19 protein-coding genes are annotated in these 19,447 nt (G+C 65.6%); 10 read left to right on the top strand and 9 right to left on the bottom strand.

Annotation, left to right across the window (positions count from 1 at the left end; genetic code table 11):
- The first annotated feature begins 3 nt into the window (after nt 1-3).
- Nucleotides 4-816, top strand: a complete 813-nt coding sequence (locus tag AB4Y63_RS15600) for a CDP-alcohol phosphatidyltransferase family protein (RefSeq protein WP_441791979.1) — start codon at nt 4-6, stop codon at nt 814-816.
- A 12-nt stretch (nt 817-828) separates the two neighbouring features.
- Here the strand turns inward: AB4Y63_RS15600 and pip are convergent, their stop codons facing one another.
- From pip to AB4Y63_RS15575, 5 genes are all read right to left on the bottom strand, one after another.
- Nucleotides 829-1,791 carry a prolyl aminopeptidase gene (gene pip / locus AB4Y63_RS15595; RefSeq protein ID WP_441791978.1) on the bottom strand — a complete coding sequence of 321 codons (963 nt, stop codon included), beginning with the start codon at nt 1,789-1,791 and terminating at the stop codon, nt 829-831.
- A 74-nt stretch (nt 1,792-1,865) separates the two neighbouring features.
- On the bottom strand, nt 1,866-2,510 hold the full coding sequence (locus AB4Y63_RS15590; protein ID WP_441792048.1) for a response regulator: 645 nt from the start codon (nt 2,508-2,510) through the stop codon (nt 1,866-1,868).
- A gap of 14 nt (nt 2,511-2,524) precedes the next feature.
- The gene (locus AB4Y63_RS15585) at nt 2,525-3,841 is read right to left on the bottom strand and encodes a sensor histidine kinase (RefSeq protein WP_441791977.1); all 1,317 of its coding nucleotides are present in this window, start codon (nt 3,839-3,841) and stop codon (nt 2,525-2,527) included.
- A gap of 66 nt (nt 3,842-3,907) precedes the next feature.
- Nucleotides 3,908-4,756, bottom strand: coding sequence for an ABC transporter permease subunit (locus tag AB4Y63_RS15580; protein WP_441791976.1), 849 nt, complete (start codon nt 4,754-4,756; stop codon nt 3,908-3,910).
- Nucleotides 4,753-5,724, bottom strand: coding sequence for an ABC transporter ATP-binding protein (locus tag AB4Y63_RS15575; RefSeq protein ID WP_441791975.1), 972 nt, complete (start codon nt 5,722-5,724; stop codon nt 4,753-4,755). Before AB4Y63_RS15575 ends, AB4Y63_RS15580 begins: the two co-directional genes overlap by 4 nt.
- Nucleotides 5,725-5,994: 270 nt before the next feature.
- On the opposite strand from AB4Y63_RS15575, the gene AB4Y63_RS15570 reads away from it, so the two are divergent.
- From AB4Y63_RS15570 to AB4Y63_RS15555, 4 genes are read left to right on the top strand one after another with little or no spacing between them, the layout of a single operon-like run.
- Nucleotides 5,995-6,597, top strand: a complete 603-nt coding sequence (locus AB4Y63_RS15570; protein WP_441791974.1) for an acyltransferase — start codon at nt 5,995-5,997, stop codon at nt 6,595-6,597.
- A gap of 5 nt (nt 6,598-6,602) precedes the next feature.
- Complete coding sequence (locus tag AB4Y63_RS15565) at nt 6,603-7,289, top strand: hypothetical protein (protein WP_441791973.1); 687 nt, start codon at nt 6,603-6,605, stop codon at nt 7,287-7,289.
- Between the two features lie 11 nt (nt 7,290-7,300).
- Nucleotides 7,301-8,587, top strand: a complete 1,287-nt coding sequence (locus tag AB4Y63_RS15560; RefSeq protein ID WP_441791972.1) for an MFS transporter — start codon at nt 7,301-7,303, stop codon at nt 8,585-8,587.
- A complete protein-coding gene (locus AB4Y63_RS15555) occupies nt 8,584-9,594 on the top strand; it encodes a hypothetical protein (protein ID WP_441791971.1) in 1,011 nt (336 codons plus the stop codon). The genes AB4Y63_RS15560 and AB4Y63_RS15555 overlap by 4 nt, the downstream gene beginning before the upstream one ends.
- Nucleotide 9,595: 1 nt before the next feature.
- On the opposite strand, the gene lhgO is transcribed toward AB4Y63_RS15555, so the two are convergent.
- Nucleotides 9,596-10,786, bottom strand: a complete 1,191-nt coding sequence (gene lhgO / locus AB4Y63_RS15550) for an L-2-hydroxyglutarate oxidase (RefSeq protein ID WP_441791970.1) — start codon at nt 10,784-10,786, stop codon at nt 9,596-9,598.
- A gap of 290 nt (nt 10,787-11,076) precedes the next feature.
- Between lhgO and AB4Y63_RS15545 the strand changes: the two genes are divergently transcribed.
- The 4 genes from AB4Y63_RS15545 to AB4Y63_RS15530 all read left to right on the top strand — a co-directional run bounded on the left by AB4Y63_RS15545 (nt 11,077) and on the right by AB4Y63_RS15530 (nt 14,898).
- Entirely contained in the window at nt 11,077-11,778 is a 702-nt protein-coding gene (locus AB4Y63_RS15545; protein ID WP_441791969.1) for a hypothetical protein, read from the top strand.
- A complete protein-coding gene (locus AB4Y63_RS15540) occupies nt 11,775-12,551 on the top strand; it encodes a hypothetical protein (protein ID WP_441791968.1) in 777 nt (258 codons plus the stop codon). Before AB4Y63_RS15545 ends, AB4Y63_RS15540 begins: the two co-directional genes overlap by 4 nt.
- Before the next feature lie 93 nt (nt 12,552-12,644).
- A complete protein-coding gene (locus AB4Y63_RS15535) occupies nt 12,645-13,931 on the top strand; it encodes an O-antigen ligase family protein (RefSeq protein WP_441792047.1) in 1,287 nt (428 codons plus the stop codon).
- 64 nt (nt 13,932-13,995) lie between these two features.
- Nucleotides 13,996-14,898, top strand: coding sequence for a glycosyltransferase family 2 protein (locus AB4Y63_RS15530; RefSeq protein ID WP_441791967.1), 903 nt, complete (start codon nt 13,996-13,998; stop codon nt 14,896-14,898).
- A 6-nt stretch (nt 14,899-14,904) separates the two neighbouring features.
- Here AB4Y63_RS15530 and AB4Y63_RS15525 read toward each other — a convergent pair whose 3' ends face one another.
- The gene (locus AB4Y63_RS15525; protein WP_441791966.1) at nt 14,905-15,558 is read right to left on the bottom strand and encodes a polysaccharide deacetylase family protein; all 654 of its coding nucleotides are present in this window, start codon (nt 15,556-15,558) and stop codon (nt 14,905-14,907) included.
- Nucleotides 15,555-16,430, bottom strand: a complete 876-nt coding sequence (locus AB4Y63_RS15520) for a glycosyltransferase (protein WP_441791965.1) — start codon at nt 16,428-16,430, stop codon at nt 15,555-15,557. Before AB4Y63_RS15520 ends, AB4Y63_RS15525 begins: the two co-directional genes overlap by 4 nt.
- 97 nt (nt 16,431-16,527) lie before the next feature.
- Between AB4Y63_RS15520 and AB4Y63_RS15515 the strand changes: the two genes are divergently transcribed.
- The gene (locus AB4Y63_RS15515) at nt 16,528-17,394 is read left to right on the top strand and encodes a hypothetical protein (protein WP_441791964.1); all 867 of its coding nucleotides are present in this window, start codon (nt 16,528-16,530) and stop codon (nt 17,392-17,394) included.
- Nucleotides 17,395-17,452: 58 nt separating this feature from the next.
- On the opposite strand, the gene AB4Y63_RS15510 is transcribed toward AB4Y63_RS15515, so the two are convergent.
- Nucleotides 17,453-19,045: a DUF4082 domain-containing protein gene (locus AB4Y63_RS15510; RefSeq protein WP_441791963.1), complete on the bottom strand. Its 1,593-nt coding sequence runs from the start codon at nt 19,043-19,045 to the stop codon at nt 17,453-17,455.
- Nucleotides 19,046-19,447: the final 402 nt, after the last annotated feature.

Genomic DNA, 19,447 nt, shown 5'->3' with positions numbered 1-19,447 from the left:
CGAATGACACACTGGGCATCCGATTCGCCGGCCGGCGTGCCGGTGCCGCTGGCACTGCCGGCCCGGCCAGGTTCGTCACGGCACAAGGCTTTCACCGAACGAACGTTTCGAGGAGCCCTGCTCGGACTGCACCTCGCGCAAAAGCCGGGCAACGGAGTTCCCGCCTACACCCGGTGGGTCAACCGTCGCCTGGCCCGGTTCGTTGCGGCACTGGCCTACAGCCTGGGCTGGTCTGCGAATGCCGTGACGGCCACATCCGCGGCCTTCTCGGCCGCGGGCCTGGCCATGCTCGTGCTGGTGCCGCCGAGTATCGCCAGCGGAATCGGCGCTGCGCTCCTGCTTGCCATCGGCTATGTGCTTGATTCAGCCGACGGTCAGGTCGCTCGCCTCAGCCAGCGCGGCGGGCCGGCCGGCGAATGGCTCGATCACGTGGTCGATGCAATTCGGACACCGGCGATTCACCTCGCCGTGCTCGTCGGACTGTACGCGGTTCCCGGCATCGGAACCTGGCCGCTGCTGGTCGCCATCGGCTACTGTCTGGTCAGCTCTGGCCAGTTCCTCAGCCAGATTTTGTCCGAGCAGCTCGCCGGTTCCGCCGTACCGGCGTCCGAGTCGGCCGGGGTCAAGCAGTCGCTCCTGCTGATTCCCGTCGACACCGGAACCTTGTGCTGGATCTTTCTGCTGTGGGGCGCTCCCCCCGTATTCGTCTGGGTCTACACCGCGCTGTTCGCTCTGAACGTCGCGCACGCTGCGATCTCGATGCGCAGGAAGTACCTTCACCTCGTCGCGCACGGCCGGAGGGCGGCCAAGGGCTGAGCCGGGAACGCCTCAGCTCCGCTCGGCGAAACGGTCGGTTGCCTCGATCAGCGCATCCAGAATGCCGGGCTCATCGAACGCGTGGCCGGCATCCGCGATCATCCGGAACTCAGCTTCCGGCCAGGCCTTGTGCAGCTCCCACGCGGTGAATGCCGGGGTGCACATGTCGTAACGCCCCTGCACGATGACCGCAGGAATGTCTTTCAGAAGCGGGGCATCCCGGATCAGCTGGTTCGGCTCGAACCAGCCGTTGCTTGCAAAGAAGTGGTTCTCGATGCGGGCGAAGGCGACCGCGAACGCTGGCTCGGTGAACTTGGCGATCGTTTCGGGCTGCTGCAGCAGTGTGATCGTCGACGATTCCCAGGTCGACCAGGCGATACCGGCGCGCTCCCGCACCTCCGGGTCGGAGTCGTAGAGCAGCCGACCGTAAGCATCCATCAAGTGGCCACGCTCGGCGACCGGAACCGGTTCGACGAAACCTTCCCAGAAGTCGGGGTAGATGGCTGCGGCTCCGCCTTCGTAGAACCAGTCGAGCTCAACCTGGCGCAGCGTGAAGATGCCGCGCAGCACGATCTCGCTGACCTTCGCGGGAAAGGTTTGCGCGTAGGCGAGCGCCAGGGTACTTCCCCAGGAGCCGCCGCAGACCAACCAGGTGTCGATTCCGAGGTGTTCGCGCAGTTTCTCGATGTCGGCGACGAGGTGCCAGGTGGTGTTGGTGCTGAGGTCGGCGTCCGCAGCGCTCGCGTGCGGGGTGCTCTTGCCACAGCCACGCTGGTCGAAAAGGATGATGCGGTACTTCGCGGGATCGAACACGCGACGCTGGTTGCCGTTCGAGCCACCGCCGGGGCCGCCATGCAGGTATACCGCCGGCTTGCCGTCGGGGTTGCCCGAGGCCTCCCAATAGATGGAGTGGCCGTCACCGACCTCAAGGAAGCCAGTTTCGTAGGGTTCGATCTCAGGGTAGAAGTCGCGCATTCTCAGAGCCTAGAGGGCTTCACCCGCGCACGAGGGGCGACATGGCCGCTTGTCGCGCAGATGGTGGTCTGCGGCTACCTGCCCATCAGCCCCAGCTCGTAGGCGAGGATGACGGCCTGCACCCGGTCTCGCAGCTCAAGCTTGGCCAAAATGCGCCCCACATGGGTTTTCACCGTTGACTCCGACAGGAAGAACCGGGTGGCCAGCTCCTGATTCGACAGCCCCTCGGCGATGGCCAGAAACACCTCGCGCTCGCGGTCAGTGAGCTGCGACAGGGCGCACGCCGCCTGGTCGGGGGCATCACCGGGCAGGTGAGCGCCGAAGAGTTCAAGCATCCGCCGCGTCACCCGCGGCGAGACGGATGCCTCCCCCGATGCGACAGCGCGCACCGCGGCCATGAGCTCGGCCGGTTTCGCATCTTTCAACAGAAATCCGCTCGCTCCAGCGCGCAACCCGCCGAACGCGTACTCGTCGACATCGAAGGTGGTGAGGATGAGCACCTTCTGATCCGGATTGGCCGTGGTGATCCGCTGAGTTGCCTCGATCCCGTCGATACCGGGCATGCGGACGTCCATCAGGATCACGTCGAGCTGCTGACTCGCGGCGAGCGCAATCGCCTCCGCACCGTCACCGGCCTCAGCGACCACCTGAAAGTCATCCTCAGCGTCAAGAACCATGCGAAAGCCGACCCGCATCAGGGTTTGATCATCTACGAGCATGATCCGAATCTGGCTCACGCGTCTCCTTCTTCTTCGTCTGAACCTGTGTCGGTGTCTGGGCCGGCATCGAGCACCATGCTGGCGTGCACCTGCCAGCCTCCGCCGGGCAATGGCGCCGCGTTGAGAGTGCCTCCATAGAGTGCCACTCGCTGGCCCAGACCGATGATTCCGCGGCCCGAGCCCTGCGACGGTGCGCCGGGGAGCGCACGCCCGTCATCGGTGACAGTGACCATGACGAGCCCGGGTTCCGTACGTACGGCGACGGTGACGCAGGTCGCATGGCGCGCGTAGCGCAGTGCGTTGGTCAATGATTCCTGCACGACGCGGTAGATCGTCAGCTGCACTCCGGGACTGTGCGGTGGACGTCCCGAGAGTTTCAGCCGGGTGGGCAGCCCGGCCGCACGAAACGACTCAACAAGGTCGGAGAGCTGCCGGGTACCCGGCAACGGTTGAAGGGGAGCCGCCTGCAGGTCAGGGGCGGCGGCATCCGGTTGCGCTTCATCGGCGAGCACCCCGAGCAGCCGACGCATCTCGGTCATCGACGTGCGCCCGGTGACGGCGATGTCTCGCATCGCCGTCCGTGAGCGGCTGGGATCCTTCTCGGCGAGCGCCTCTGCCCCATCGGCGAGTGCGACCATCACCGACAGGCTGTGCGCGATGATGTCATGCATCTCCCGAGCGATCCGGGAGCGCTCGGTCGCCCGGGCCAACTGTGCATGCTGGTCGCGTTCTCTGACCAGCTGGGCGGCCCGGTCGAGCAGGGCGAGCACATAGCGCCGACGGTTGCCGATATTGATCCCGATGAGCGTGACCGCGAGCATGATGATGCCGTACTGGGCGCTGACGGATCCCCACGGTTCGTTCAGCAGATCCTGGTGCAGATACGCCCCGCCGGTTGCCACCACGATCGAGATGCCGAGTCCGATCCAGGCCGCGCGCACCGAGCGGTAGACCGCAACGGCGTAGAGGGCGAAGAAGACCGGCAGCGTGTCGCCCTCACCGTAGTCGGGAAACGAAATGAGGAGGCCGGCCCACGTCGCCGCCAACACGGCCAGGGGCGCGTGACGGCGAAAGAGCAGCGCACCGCCCATGGCGACGACGACGATCAGGTTGACCGCGATCATCGCGGTCGAGCGCGGATCGGGAATCGCCCCGAACGCCTCGAGTGCAAGCACGATGAGCATCGGCAGGACGTACACCCCGGCGACGATCGAGTCAGTGACCCACGGATGCCGAATCCAGAATTGGCGGATCACCCCGGGTGGGGTCGGCAGGCGCAGCTCACCCCCGTGCGGCGTGTGCGGCACGGGGGATGGACTGTGTTCGGTCATTGATTGGACTCTACGGGTTGAGGACAGGGTGGAACGTTCGGTGCCGGCGGCACCCGCGTCGGGAGGCTACGCGTCGCGTCGCTTCAGCAATACCGCTGCCGCAACCAGGCTCACCGTCAGCCAGCCGAGCACGATCAGCAGGTTCTGCCACCACTCCAGCGCCACGGACCCCATCGTCAGCCCGAACATGCCCATGCCGGCGTTGGAGATCAGGTAGGGCAGCAGATCGCCGGCCCACTCGGCCGGAATCATCTGCAGCACGATCGGCAGCAGCAGGATGAGGCCGAGCGCCGCAGCGATGCCGCCGGCGCTGCTGCGCAGGATGGTGCCGAGTCCGAGCGCGAACACCGCGACGAGGGCGAGGTAGAGCGCCGACCCGAGCAACGGGAGGATCACATTCGTGTCGACCAGGCTCGCGTGCAGTCCTTCGCCGGCGAGGATCGGCGTCGCGATGAAGAACGACCCGATGCCGGCGACCGCTCCGACCAGGAACGTGGCGACAAACAACACAACAGCCTTGGCCCAGAGTGCGCCGAGCCGGCGCGGCACCGCGGTGAGGGTGGACTTGACCATCCCGGTCGAGTACTCACCGCTGATCACGAGCACGCCGAGCACCGCGGCGATCAGCTGGCCGAAGAAGACGCCGAAGGTGGATGCCAGCACCAGATAGCCGGCTTGATCGGCCGGCGAAAGCGCGGCGCCCCCGCCATCCAGGTTGAGGGACAGCGACATGATCGTCGCCATGCCGAACGATGCCAGCACGATCAGCACGAACGACCAGGCCGTCGAGCGCACGCTCTTCAGCTTGATCCACTCCGAGCGGATGATGCCGGCTGCGCTGAGTCCGGAGCCGGTCGGCACAAAACTAGTTCGGGCGGAGCCCGGAACGGAGCCGAAGGAAGAAAGTGAAGTCATCGTGCCGCCTCCGCGGTGTTGGCCGAGTCGGCGGTGGTCTGGTCGGACAGGAAACCGGTGGCGGGTCCGCCGGTGCGGTACTCCACCTCGTTCTGAGTCAGGGTCATGTACGCCTCTTCGAGCGAGGCCACGAGCGGGGTGAGCTCGTGAAGCACGATGCCGGCGTTCGTCGCCGTCTCGCCGATGACGACGGCTGAGACGCCGACGATCTCCAGCACGTCCTGTTCAAGGTTTGTGACGGTGACGTCGGGCTGCGCGAGCAGGGTCGCCAGGTGCGCGGAGTGGGGGCTCCGCACCCGCACGGTGCTGAGCGTCGCCGATGCGATGATCGAGGCGACCGGGGCGTCGGCAATCACGCGGCCGCGGCCGAGCACGATCAGGTGGTCGGCAGTGAGAGCCATCTCGCTCATCAGGTGAGAGGAGAGCAACACGGTGCGCCCCTCGGCGGCGAGGCGGCGCACGAGGTGGCGCACCCACTGCACGCCCTCGGGGTCGAGGCCGTTGACGGGCTCGTCGAGGATGAGCGTGGCCGGGTCGCCGAGCAGCGCCGCGGCGATGCCGAGACGCTGGCCCATGCCAAGCGAGAATCCGCCGACGCGTTTGCGGGCGACGGACTCGAGGCCGGTCAGTTCGATGACCTCTTTCACTCGCTTCGCGCCGATGCCGTGGGTGGCGCCCATCGCCAGCAGGTGGTTGTAGGCGCTTCTTCCGGTGTGCACGGCCTTGGCGTCGAGCAGCACACCCACTTCACGCAGGGGTGCGCGGTGCTCGCGGTAGAGCTTGCCATTGACGGTGACTTCGCCGGCGCTCGGCCGGTCAAGACCGACGATCATGCGCATCGTGGTGGATTTTCCGGCGCCGTTCGGGCCGAGGAATCCGGTGACTTTGCCCGGCTGCACGGTGAAGTCGATGCTGTCGACCGCCGTCTTGGTTCCGTAGCGTTTGGTCAGGGACTGTGCCTGAATCATCCGTTGTCCTTCGCGTTTGTAAGTTGGTGGGGCCTGGTCTCGAAGCCTGAGACCGGCCCCACTACTGACGTTACGGATGACGGATGCCTTCGTGCATCCGCCGCGAGGATGCTTGACGGCTCCTCACCTCATACCTGGGTATGACCCGGCACCCCCCGATGAGGTGACAGCGCTCCGCGCCCCTCGCGGGTTAGTGTCGATCAACTGGGTAACTGAGAAACCGTCAACTTGCCCAGTGCGCCTGTACACCCGAAATGCAGGGATACCCACATGGCCACGAATTCCGCACAGATTGCGCCGACCGCTGACATCGACCCGACGGCGCAGATCGGCCCGCGGGCGCAAGTCTGGCATCTCGCCCAGGTTCGAGAGAACGCCCGGATCGGCGAGGGATGCATTCTGGGGCGTGGCGCCTACATCGGGCCGGGTGTCATCGTGGGGCGCAACTGCAAAATCCAGAACTATGCCCTGGTCTACGAACCGACCGTGTTGGAGGACGGCGTCTTCGTCGGCCCCGCCGCGGTGTTCACCAACGACGAGTTTCCGCGCGCGATCAACGTGGACGGAAGCCGCAAAGGCAACGACGATTGGAACATGGTCGGCGTGAACGTCGGCACCGGCGCGGCGATCGGCGCTCGAGCCGTATGCATCGCCCCCCTCTCGATCGGGCGCTGGTCACTGGTCGCCGCGGGCGCCGTCGTGACACAAGACGTTCCCGACTACGCCATCGTCGCGGGTGTTCCCGCACGCCGCGTCGGCTGGGTCGGTCCGGCCGGCGTGCCGTTGATCGCGGGGCCGAATGGACGGTTCACCTGTCCGGCGACCGGTGACCTCTTCGTGGAGGAACACGGCGAATTGAAGCCGATGGGGTGAGGATCATGAACAAGCGCGCTGTCATTTTCATCGCCGCCGGAGCCGCGGCGGTGGCCCTCCTCCTGGGCGGAGCACTCATCGTCGGCCAGCAACAGACACGGTCGGATGCGGCGAGCGCCCGCTCAGCCCTGCCCCACACCACGGCCACCGCCGTTGATCCGTCGTTCGGCGCTGCCGGGGCCTCCACTGCTGAACCGACGTCTCCTCCCGAGAAAGCCGCACCCGCGCCCGACGCGGAGCCTGGCGCATCCAGCCAGCCCCCGGCAGCGGAAGTGCTGCCGCCTGAGCCAGACGCCTCGCCCGGGCTTCCCCCGTCGACGCCGCTGCCGGTTTTGGTCACGACTCCATTGCCGGCCACGGCGAGCGCGACCGGAAAGATCGTGCACGGCTTCCCCTCCCACCTGATTCCGACCGCACCCCAGTCCACTGTGGTCAGCAGCTCGGTCGCCTCGGAGGGCTCCCACCTGCAGGCCGCGCTCACCGCGAAGAGCACGATGTCGGCCGATGACGTGGTGGCCTACTACCGCACCGCATTCGCCAAGTACGGGCTCCTCGACTCAGCCGCCCCCGCCGGCCAGGACTCATCGGCGCTGAACTTCACTCGTGGCACCAATAGCGTGACGCTCACCGTCACCGAGACCCGCACTGGCTGCCGCTACATCGTCTTCGGCGCGTTGACCGCGGCAGACTGATCGGGGCCGGCATGTACATCTCCTTCTCCGATCGCACCGCGAAACGACGACCGGCCGACCCTGACCGACCTCAATTGCCGAAAGCGACCACGCGGGTGTCATCGGTGGTGATCGCCCTCGGCATCGTGAGCATGCTCACCGACATCTCGTCGGAGTCCGTCTCCGCGATCCTGCCGCTCTACATCACCGGGGTGCTCGGCCTCTCGACCGTTGCGTACGGGTTCATCGACGGGCTGTACCAGGGCATCAGTGCGATCGTGCGGATCGCCGGCGGCTGGGCGGCCGATCGTGGCGACCAACCCAAATGGATCGCATTCTTCGGATACGGGATTTCCGCGGTCGCCCGCATCGGGCTCCTCTTCGCCACCGGGTTCAGCGCATTGATCGCGATCGTCACCGTCGACCGGTTGGGCAAGGGACTGCGCACGGCACCGCGCGACGCCCTGATCGCCGGGTCGTCGAACCCGGAGAATCTCGGGCATTCCTTCGGCGTGCACCGGATGCTCGACACGGTCGGCGCCGCGCTCGGGCCCCTGCTGGCATTCGCGGTTTTGTTCTTCATTCCCGACGGTTACAGCACAATCTTCGTGATGTCCCTGGCCTTCGCGGTCCTAGGCGTCGCGATCCTCGGCCTGGTGGTGCCAAACCGCCGGCTCCGTGCCGAGCGGGCGACCGCCGAACACCCGCGCGAGCCGTTTCGCTGGCGCAATCTCACCGACCCACGCCTCCGCCGTCTCCTGCTGGTTGCCGGCCTCCTCGGGGTTCTCACGATCGGTGACGGCTTCATCTACCTGGTCTTGCAGAGCCGCGACGCTTTTGCCGCAGCCTGGTTCCCGCTCCTCTACGTCGGCACCAACGTTGCGTTCCTGCTCTTCGCCATCCCCTTCGGCCGCCTGGCAGACCGCTTCGGTCGCTCCCGCATCTTCGTTCTCGGTCACCTCTTCTTGTTGGCCGCCTACCTCTGCGCGGCGATCCCGGCGACGGGCCTCTGGCTGACCCTCGCCTGTCTGGTTCTACTGGGTGCGTTCTACGCGGCGACCGATGGGATCCTCGCCGCACTCGCCGCAGAGAGCACGCCGGCGGCGAGCAGGGCGAGCGGCATCGCAGCCGCGCAGACCGTCGTCGCGTTGGCCCGGCTGATCGCGTCGACCGGTTTCGGGCTGCTCTGGTTCGCTCTCGGCCGGGAGAACGCGATGCTCGTCGTTGCCGCCGCCCTCGCCGTCGTCATCCCCCTCGTCGCCCTTCTGCTCCGGGGTGCTTTCACCCGCAGCGCGCTGACCCGGGGCACCAGCTCATGAGCACGCGCGTGCGAATCTGGCTGGCGGCGACCCTCGCACTCCTGTTGCTCGGCGGCGCTCTGACCTACGGTCTCGTCGCCTGGGCCGGCTACCAGCAGCGCAGCTCGGCGCCCAGCGAGGTGCAGACGAAGACGGATGCCCCGGCAACCGGCCCGCACATCATCTTTCGAAACACCGCATCGGGGATGGGATATGGCCTCGTCGCCAGCGTTCCCCTGGCCGATCCGTCGGGGCCGCGTACGGTGACGACCGTGGCCTGCGATCGTGTCTACGCAACCCGAACGATGGGAATGTGCCTGCATATCGATCGCGGCGTCGTCACGACGTTCACGGCGAGCCTGATGGACGCGAATTGGTCGGAGACGCAATCGTGGCCGCTGCCCGGTATCCCGAGTCGCACGCGTATCTCTGCTGATTCCCGCCTGATCACGTCGACCGCGTTTGTGACCGGTGAATCGTATGCCACCGTCGGCTTCTCAACCCAGACGGTCATCCGCTCCCTCGACGGATACGACTCCGGGAATCTGCAGGACTTCCCGCTCCTCGTCGACGGCCAGCCGGTCACGGCCATCGATCGAAACGTCTGGGGGGTGACGTTCAGCGCCGACGACAACGTGTTCTACGCCACCGCAGCATCGGGCGGCCGCACCTGGTTGGTGCGTGGAGACCGTGCGGCGCGCACGCTCACCGCCATCCAAGACACTGCCGAATGCCCCTCCCTCTCACCGGATGGAACCCAGATCGCATATAAGAAGAACCAGGCGACGGTGACGTCGCCGCACTGGGCGATCGCGGTGCTCACTCTGGCGACGGGCGTCGAAACAGTGCTGCCCGAGAAGGCCAACGTTGACGATCAGGTCGAATGGCTGGATTCCCACACCCTGCTCTATGGCCTGGCCTCACCGACCACCATCGGCGACAGCACCGTCTGGTCAGTTCTCGCTGACGGAACGAGAGCTCCCCGGCCGTACATCGAACATGCCTGGTCACCGTCAGTCGTGCGCTGACTCAACCGTCCAATCCGGCGAGGAGGAGAATATGCCCGGCGATTTCCAGCGAACTAGTCGCGGCCGGCGACGGGGCGTTCAGCACGTGCAGTTGTCGGTCCGCCCTCTGAATGACGAAGTCGTCGGCGAGTGTGCCATCGGCGTGCACCGCCTGGGCCCTGACTCCCGATCCGGATCGCACGATGTCGGAGGGGCGAATCGCCGGCACCAGCCGGGCGAGGCTGCGCGCAAAGAGCCGCCGCGAAAACGATCGGGCAACCTCTTCTGCGCCAGTGCCGAGATTGCGCCTCGCCATCCGGAGGAAGCCCGGGTAGCTGAGCGACTCGAACGCATCTCTGAGACTGACCGACTTCCAGTCGTAGCCTTCCCGGGCGAGCGCCAGCACCGCGTTCGGGCCGGCATGAACTGTGCCATCGATCATGCGGGTGAGGTGTACGCCCAGAAACGGCAGTGCGGGGTCGGGCACCGGATAGATCAGACCGTTCACGAGTGCCCGCCGTCCGGGCACGAGTTCGTAATACTCCCCACGGAACGGCACGATGCGCACCTGCGGAACGACTCCGGCCATCGCGGCGACCCGATCGGCGTGGAGCCCCGCGCAGTTGATCAGCAGATCAGACCGGCTCCGACCGGTCCCATAGTCGACCGTGACACCACCGCCGGACACGGCGATGCTCTGGACCCGAGCGTTGAGGATGAGTTCGGCGCCCCGAGCGGTGGCAAGCTCGGCGAGCCTGCGGCTCACCTGCGCGTAGTCGATGATGCCGGTCGACTCCACCCGAAGGGCACGGGAGACGTTCAGGTGCGGCTCGATCTCCCTGGCCTGATCGGCGGAAAGGAGACGAACCGGTACGCCGTTGGCCCGTGCCCGGTCATGAAGCACGTCGAGCCTGGCCTCCTCGGCAGCGCCGACCGCGACGATGAGTTTGCCGCCAACCGCATGGTCGATTCCGTGCTCGCGGGCGAAGTCGACCATCGACCGATTTCCTGCCGCGCACAGGCGGGCCTTGAGCGAACCGGGCGCGTAGTACGGGCCGGCATGAATCACACCAGAGTTGTGGCCCGTCTGGTGGGCCGCCCACGTGTTTTCCTTCTCCAGCAGGGTGACGGTCATCCCTCGCCGGGATGCGCGCTCGGCGATGGCGAGTCCGAGGATTCCCCCACCGATGATGGTCACCGATGTTCGCATCATGACACCTCCTCGAGGTCCGCCGGAGTCGAAACTTCCGCACGATTCGACTTCTCGCCCCGTGACGCAGCACGACGGCCCGACTCTGACAGCCCGACGACAACACGCACACCCCCCAGTCTGGGGGTGAGCATTCCGCGGGTGCGGCGCGATACAGTCGAGTGGCACACCTGAGCAATATTCAACAACTGATGTCGCTGAATGAGCTGAGGTGAGCGACCACCCGACGCACCACCTGTAACCCGGAAATGCAGGCGATTACACCGTGATTTCTTCATCCCCATTGGCCGCCGATGACCATTCGTGAAGTTGTGGCCGCAATGCTCCGGCGCTGGTACATCCCGCTGGTGCTCGTCGTCTGCGCCGCGCTCGCCACCGTGCTGCTGGCCCGCGATGGAGGTGTTTACACCACGCGGACGGTGGTGACATTCATGGGTCCGGACTCGACAAGCCTGTCGCCGAATGGAACTAATGACTCGAGCGTCATCGCGTTTGCGGGGTCCGTGGTGCAGGCGATCAACAACGGCCGCCCCCCGGCGCGGTATTCGATGGATGAAGCACCCTACTTCGGCGCAGGGGTGCGTGAAGGGGTGCTTGTCGAGTTGGCGAACTCGGGCAATCAGTGGGTATCGAGCTTCAGCAAGTCGGATGTCGAGATCGAGGTTGTGGGGCGCTCCTTCGACTGGGTCGAGTCCAGGCAGAAGGAGCTCGTCGCAACGGTTCTCAGCATTGCCAGCGCCCAGCAGGCCGCGCTGGCGCTGTCTCCGAACAGCCGAATCGTGGCCACCGTGGTACCCCTGACCATGCAGATCGAGCATGTCACTGCCTCTCGAAGCGGCCAACTCGCCGCTGGCGCCGCGATGCTTGCCGCCGCCATGATCGTGGGCGCGTGGGGTTCTGTCGCCGCCGATCGTCGGCTCTCAAGACGACGGGCCGCGGCCGTTTTGGCATCACTGCGGCTGTCCGGTGATACGCAGACAGGAGCCACAACGTGAAATTCTCCGATACGCTTCGTCGGCTCTGGAGACGGTGGTACATCGTCATCCCCGGGTTCATCGTTGCTGCCGCGGTCGCGATGGGCGCCTGGTACGTGATTCCCCTGGGATACGAGCGATCCGCGACACAACTACTGATCCCCGGGGCGGCCAGCATGCCGGACGGTGCGAATCCATACCTGTTTCTCGGTGGCTTGGCACCGGCAGCCGACGTGCTCGTGCGAGCGGTCGGCTCAGAGAATGTGCTGAACGAGGTGGTCGCGGAACACCCCGGAATCAAGATCGAGATCTCGCGCGACACGACGACTGCAGGCCCGGTCATCCTCATCGTGGTGACCGCGGAAAGCGACGCCGCCGCCGCGGAGGTACTGGGGCTGCTCGTCGACCGCACGGCGAGCGTGCTCGAGGATCTCCAACGGACGGAAAAGATCCCGGCGAACAATCGTGTGACCGTGTTGCCTCTCACCGTCGACACGCAGAGTGTTCCTCAACAACGAAGTCGAATCCTCGGCGCCGCCGGTGCCGGAATCGTCGTCGTTGTGCTCACGCTGCTGATTGCCGGCCTGGTCGACGGGGTCAACCCGAAACGGAAGCCGCGTCGAGCCTCAAAGAGCGGCAGACGAGCGACCGTCGATCCTCAGCCGGAATCACTTCCCTCGCCAAGCATTGCCGGCCGGCCTTCGCCGCCGTATCAGCCGTCGATAATCTCCGACCAGTCGCATTACGACGATGAGCGAGCTGCGGCTGAACCGTCTGTCCCCAGTTCGCGGTGAGGCACCATGATCGCCGAGAGCACGTCGCGGGGACCCGCTGCCCCAGTCGAGCTTCAGGGTGCCGGTGGTCCTCGAGGCGCCGATGCGGTGACGATGCTCACGGTGTACCTGGTACTGCTCCTGGCCATACCGTCCGGGGTTGTCGTCACCGCGCTCGGCTCACTCGGTAGCCCGTCCCTGATTTGGGGACTCGTGCTTCTGGCCTGGTGGACGATATCCCGGTTGCAGGCTCGAGCATTCGATGCACGCGTGGTGTCACAACCGATGCGGTTCGCATTCGCGGTTTTCGGCGTGCTCGTGCTCGTGAGTTTCGCAGCCGCCATGCTGCGCGGCCAGCCCGACGATCAGGTGAGTCCGGCGTTCACTGCACTGATCCGATTGCTGTCATGGACAGGTGTGCTTTTCATCGCGATCGATGGCATCCGTACGAGGAACGACCTCACGAGCATGGTTCGCCGGATCGGAATCGGTGCGGGTTTGCTCGCGACACTCGGCCTCCTGCAGTTCTTCACCGGGCAAGGGCTCGTCGACTTCTTCGGGACAATCCCCGGCCTGAGTATGGCGGGAGGCATCCAGGAGCGTGCTGGCGTGATCCGCTCGTCGGGAACGGCGATCCATCCGCTCGAGTACGCGACCGCGATCAACGCCGCCCTTCCGCTCGTCATCGCCGCCGCAATCTCTCACGGGTTCCGATCGAATCAGGCTCGCGGCGGCCTGTGGTGGTGGCTACCCGTCGGTCTCATTTCGGTCTCGTCGTTGGTGGCCGTGTCACGGTCGGCGATCATCGGATTCGCGGTGGCGATGATCTCCATGATTCCGGCCGTCCCGCCTCGGTATCGGGCTGCCGTCGTCGGCGGCGGAGTGGTCGTCGCCGGGGTAGTCATCGCGGCGGTCCCCGGCTTGCTCTCGACAACCGTTGGGCTGTTTTCAGGCGTAGCCGCCGACCCAAGCACCCAGTCCCGCACGAACGGGCTGGAACGGATTCCCGAGTTCATGTCCACCTCGCCGCTGGTCGGTTCCGGGTTCGGCGTATTTCTTCCCCGGTACTATATTTTCGACAACCAGTGGGTGCTGATCGCGGTTGAGTTGGGCATCCTGGGCATCATTGCCTTTGCCGCATTCTTCGTCGCAGGAATCTGGAGCGCCTGGCAGGCACGGAGATCCAGCGACCACGACATCCGGTTGCTGGGGCACGCGCTCGCCGCGTCGCTCTTCAATATCGCCGTGCTGTTCGCCTTCTTCGATGGGCTTTCATTCCCCATCTCGGGCGGCATGCTGTTCCTCCTGGCGGGGCTCTGCGGGAGCGTCCGCGCCGTCGCGGCGAATATCGCTCTGGACGCACCGCCGGCCTCGGTTCACGAGGGGACGGCACACCTATGACAACTGACCCGCGCACCTCGCACGGTGCCCCGACCCGGAGGAGGTGCCCCGTACCGTGGAACACATGCCGATTGACGTAGCTGCTGTCGTCGTCACATACAACAGCACACGCCACGTGGCGGCTCTGCTCGACAGCCTGCCCGACGCGTTCGGCGACCTCAGCTATTCCGTCGTCGTGGTCGACAACGGTTCGACTGACGGGACGCAGGAGCTTCTCGCGCGTCGGTCCGACTGCACTGTTGTGTGTGCATCGAACGATGGCTACGCGGCCGGGATCAATCGGGCCGTGCGCACGTCACCCGAGGCGTCGACCGTTCTCATCCTCAACCCCGATGCCACCCTCGACCCTGACGCGGTTCCACGAATGCTTGAGGTGCTCCGACGACGTAGCGATGCCGGCATCGTCGCCCCGCGCGTTCGCGAGGAGGACGGCAGCCTGTCCCCCACTTTGCGGCGGGGACCGACGCTCGGCCGGGTCGGAGGGTTGAGCTTCACAGGTCTTCCGGTGTTCGCTGAGCGGATCGAGATCCAGGGCGAGTATGACAGCGAACACGAGGTCGACTGGGCAGTTGGCGCGATCCTGCTTGTCGACCGTCGCTGTTTCGATAGGCTCGACGGCCTCGACGAGTCGTACTTCCTGTACTCGGAGGAGACTGATTTCAGTCTCAGGGCTCGAGACGCCGGCTGGGCCACTGTCTACACGCCCCGTGCTGGTGCGATGCACGTCGGTGGGGGGTCGGGCGAGAGCGCGACAACACACACCATGCAAATGCTCAACCGAGTACGCCTCTATCGCCGTCGTTCCGGCGAGGCGCGTGCGTGGCTGTATTTCGGCATGACGATCGGCGTCGAGCTTCGCCGCGCGATACTCGGAGAACGCCAGTCCTGGACGACGGTGCGCGCACTGTTGCAGCCTTCGCTTCGCCCGCCCCAGCTCGGCGCGAGCACGGCGTACTTGCCTGAGTAACGACGGTCAGCGGATTCTCTTCACCGCGCTTGCCAGCAGGTTGCGGGCATCCCCCACGCCCGTGCGATGCCTGATCACCGAACTGATCGATTCCACGGTGTCGTGCGCGGTAACGCTGTATCGCGCCTGAAGCCACGCTGAGGAGCGCGCCGGAAGCCGGTCGCTCGTATATACCGTTCGATAGCCGATCGGCCCCAGCCGCCCGAGCAGCTGACGGTCATACCGCCCAAGGGGAAGCGCCGCGTCCTCGATCTCTCCACCGCTAGCCTCGGCAAGGGCTGTCCGGGCATCGACGAGCTCTCGATGGGCCTCGCCTTCGCTGAGTCCGCGCCAGGGAACGTGAGTCCAGCCGTGGCTGCCGATGGCCATGCCGGCGCTGCGGAGGTCCCGGAGATCAGGCGAGGAAAGACTTGCCGCATCGTCCAAGCGGCCGGCGAGCGCGAAGAACGAGGCACGCAACGATCGTTCGAGGAGAGCCGGGAGTGCCACCGCGACATCCGATCGATTGCCGTCGTCGAAACTGAGCCGGACCTGGGGGTTCTCTCGCACCTCATCCAGGATGCGGAGGAAGTTGTCGGTGGTGACCCAGTACCGGGATTCTCCATCCTCCCGCTCGCGGTCGATGGTTCCAATGCCGTGGAAGCAGAGGTTGATGATCATGCCGGTGCCCCGTTCGTGGATGACGGTTGTGTTCCGCGGGTGCTCTCATCGCGCCCCCAACTTTGGCCGGGCTTCACCCGGCGCCGCGCGAGGGTACCGGCGATCAGCGTGATCGAGACGTACGGAACGGCAGCGAGCAGCAAACGGGGGTTGGGCACCACGACGTCGCGCAGCCAGGCCCAGCGGTCGGCCGGGCGCACCTCCACATTAATCAGTCCCGCTGCCGCTGCCGCCCGCATCTCCGCGTTGCCCCGACGCACGCGAACCAGTCGACGCACCAGGTCGCGGGTCGTGTACGGGGCGGCCACCACGACCTCGACGCTGCTCACTTCCGCCTTCTCGGCGTCCGTGAACTGAGAGTCGAGGAAGAGGTCGTCGGCGATCATCGTAGGGAAGGCGTCGAATCGCGCGCGGCCCTGTTCAGACAAGGCGATCATCCCCCGCCCGAACAGCCCGTTTCGGAATGCCGGCAGCCTCTCATTGATCGAGAAGTACGCGCGAACCGGCCAGGGCCGTCCCGCCGTGTCCAAACGGCGCCGGGGCACCACGACGAGCGCATGCGGGTTCTCGGCGAGACGTGCGACCACTCCGGCAAGCCCGCCCGGGGGCACAAGGATGTCGGCGTCAAGGTAGATCCTGGGGAAACCGGTCGCCACCTCGTCGCCCGCGTTGAGGGCTGCGGCCTTGCCTGGTTCCGGGCGATCAACAACGATGACTCCGGCACGCCTCGCCCGCTCCACCGTTCTATCGGTGCAGCCGTTGGCGCTGACCACGACTTCGAGGGGGCCGGATCCGATTTGGACGAGCAGCGCGTCGAGGTTCCGTCCGATGACGTTTTCCTCATTGTGCGCGGCGATCACGATGCTCGGCATTGGATTCCTTTCGGTGTGCCATCAGACGACCAGACCGGGAGTTCCTGTGTCGAGCAGAATACCGTTGCACACGCCAGTTGTGCCGTACTATCGGCTCATGGATCGGGAGAACGTTGAGGTTCGACCCATCACGGACGAGGATGCCGGTGGGGTCGCCCGGTTCCTCCACGAAAACTTGAACTCACGGGTCAGCCGTGCCGCCTGGGGAGCAATACTTGCTCCCCCCTGGAGCGTCGACGCACCGAACCACGGATTCCAGCTCGTCGCAGACAACCGGATCGTCGGAGCGTACCTCGCGGTCTACTCCGAACGCGAGGTCGACGGTGAACAGCGCAGATTCTGCAACCTCGCCGCGTTCTGCGTCCACGAGGACTACCGCGCCCACAGCCTCCGGCTGATCCGCGCACTTCTCGCGCAGCGGGGATTCGAGTTCACTGACCTGTCGCCGAGTGGAAGCGTCGTGGCGCTGAATGAGCGGCTCGGCTTCACCGCGCTCGACACCACCACCCGACTGGCGCCGAACCTGCCTCGAATCTCGCGACGCGGCGTCAAGGTATCGGATGACCCCGCGATCGTCGCGGGGATTCTGGAAGGGCGGGACGCCCGGGTTTACCGTGATCACCGGGATGCCCCCGCCGCTCGCCACATCGTCGCGATCGCAGACGGAGAGTACGGCTATCTCGTCGTTCGCAAGGACCGGCGCAAGCGGCTGCCGTTCTTCGCTTCGCCGCTTTACGTCGGGGGTAGTCGCGACCTGCTTCGTTCAGCGTGGCCGCAGGTCGGCTCGCATTTGCTTTTCCGACACGCGGCGCTAGCGACGCTGGCCGAGCACCGAGTGCTCGGCTTCATTCCCGCCCTCGGGGTCGACGTCCGCGCGCCTCGGGCAAAGATGTTCCGGAGTAAGTCTGTGCGCGCGGAGGACATCGACTACCTCTATAGCGAGCTGACTCTGCTCGAATGGTAGATCGCTGACCGCACACTGAAACGCGTGGCCACTTAGGTGAGTGGCCACGCGTCAGCACTTAGTTTGCTGCTTGGACGGGAGTTCCGTCTTCCCAGCGGTTGTTGGTCCACACGTTTCCGGGTGCGTTGGAGTCGAACGAGGTGATCGGTCCGTAGGCGCCGCACTTGCCCGATGCCCCGCGCTGCCAAACATTGTTCGTGAACCGGATGTCCCGGGTTCCGACGGAGAACGGCTTGCCCGGTGTCGAACCGCCGTAGGTGCAGTAGCCGCCCGAATTTCCGACGATCAGGTTTCCGTCAATCGTGTTGTTCTTGACGACCGCGAAGTCACCGTAGCCGGTCAGGGCTGCCGAGCATCCGGCATCCGGGGCCACATCGGGTGCATCGCAGGCGATGGTGTTGCCGCGGATCACAGAGCCTGATCCCATCCGGATTCCGGATTCATGCGCCTTACCCGCTGCATCACGGAACTGACCGTGCACATAGGAGGCGCTGACGGTGCAGTCGATGTAGCAGTTCACCGAACGATTTCCACCGGTTACCTCTACTCGGGTGGCCGTGAAGCGGGCGTCACCGAGTCCGGTTCCCATCTGGGCTCCGATGACGACGTCGCTATCGCTGATCGCGAAGGATCCGGTGCCTGATTCGCTCGTCGCAACGGTTCCGTTGATGACTGAACGGGTGATCACGACACCCTGCGCTTCGACCTGCAGGGTGCAGTTCACTGTCTTGGCGTCGATGACGGTTCCGGCGGTCGTGATTCGGCACGGTCCGGTGTACGGGGAGAGTGCGGTTCCGGTGGGTACTCCCGTCGTCGCCGACGAGGGGAACCCGGTGGTCGGCGTGGTCGGCGGCGTCGGAGTCGGCGTCGGAGTCGGCGTCGGCGTCGGAGTCGGCGTCGGCGTGGTCGGCGGCGTCGGAGTCGGAGTCGGAGTGGTCGGCGGCGTCGGAGTCGGCGTCGGCGTGGTCGTGGTCGGCGGCGTCGGCGTCGGAGTCGGCGTAGTTGTCGGTGTCGGTGGCTTCGCCCCGGTCGTGCTCGACGAGAAGGTCAGATCAACCCAGTAGTTGCTGTTGCGGAAGGTATCGGTCGGGAACTGTGACTTCGAGCCGTACTTGAAGACGCCGCTGCCCTTGCTGATCTTGAGGAGCGGGGACTGCGATTTGCCGGCATAGTCGTATGTCGCCGCGTACCGACCCTTCGCTTCATAGTAGGAGACGACGTACATCTGGCCGGATTTCAGGGCGACAGGCTGGTCGAATTCAGCGGTCTGCCAGCCAGAACTCGTCTCGCTCGTGAAGCTGGCTTTGGCGAGCTTCTTTCCCTGCGCCGTCCAGAGCGTTCCGTTGTGCGGTCCTACGGCTGACCGGTCCTTCCAAAAGCGCATCCCGGTGGCCGTGCCGTCAGCGAGCACACTGAACCGAGTGCCGACCTCGACTCCGGCAGTGTCCGAGTGCTTCGCTAGGCCAGTCGGCGCCGAACTGCCCATGATCGTGCTCGTGGCCGCAGACGCCGGGCTTGTCGCCCATGGTGCGGTCGTCACGATCACGGAGAGCAAGATCGCGAACGCAGCTGCGACGCTGCCCAGGCGGAGGACGATCTTGGATTTGGATTTTGGAGCACGGTGAAGCGGTGCTTTGTTTGGGGAGTTCACTACGGGTCCTGACTCGTTCTGAATTTCGAGTTGTCGCCCACTCGAACAGTCATCGTCGAGCGGCGAGATTTTACCCCCATCGGGGAGGCCGACCCCCCATTGAGGGGGGCGTGTCTGACCCCAATTACAACCGACGCTCTCCGGCACGTCAAACCGAGAACGGAGGTCGAATCACCTGGCTACCGGGTTGGTCAATTCCGCGAACGTCTCCCGGCTCGCCACGATGAGGTGAGTTCGGGTAGGCCGTGGCGATCGCCGACGTGCGCCCTCACAAGGGAATTCTGCCCAACTCGGGGCCCTGTTCCATCTGCAGGCGGGTGACGAACAGGGAGCGCACTTTGTCTCTCGAAGACAGCTTTCAGGCGACACTGAGAAACTCCTGGCAAAGCATCGGGTTGACAA

It is taken from the genome of Leifsonia sp. YAF41, assembly GCF_052113185.1.
Lineage (GTDB): Bacteria > Actinomycetota > Actinomycetes > Actinomycetales > Microbacteriaceae > Cryobacterium.
The sequence above is the reverse complement of the archived record's forward strand: the minus strand, read 5'-3'. Positions and strand labels throughout refer to the sequence as shown.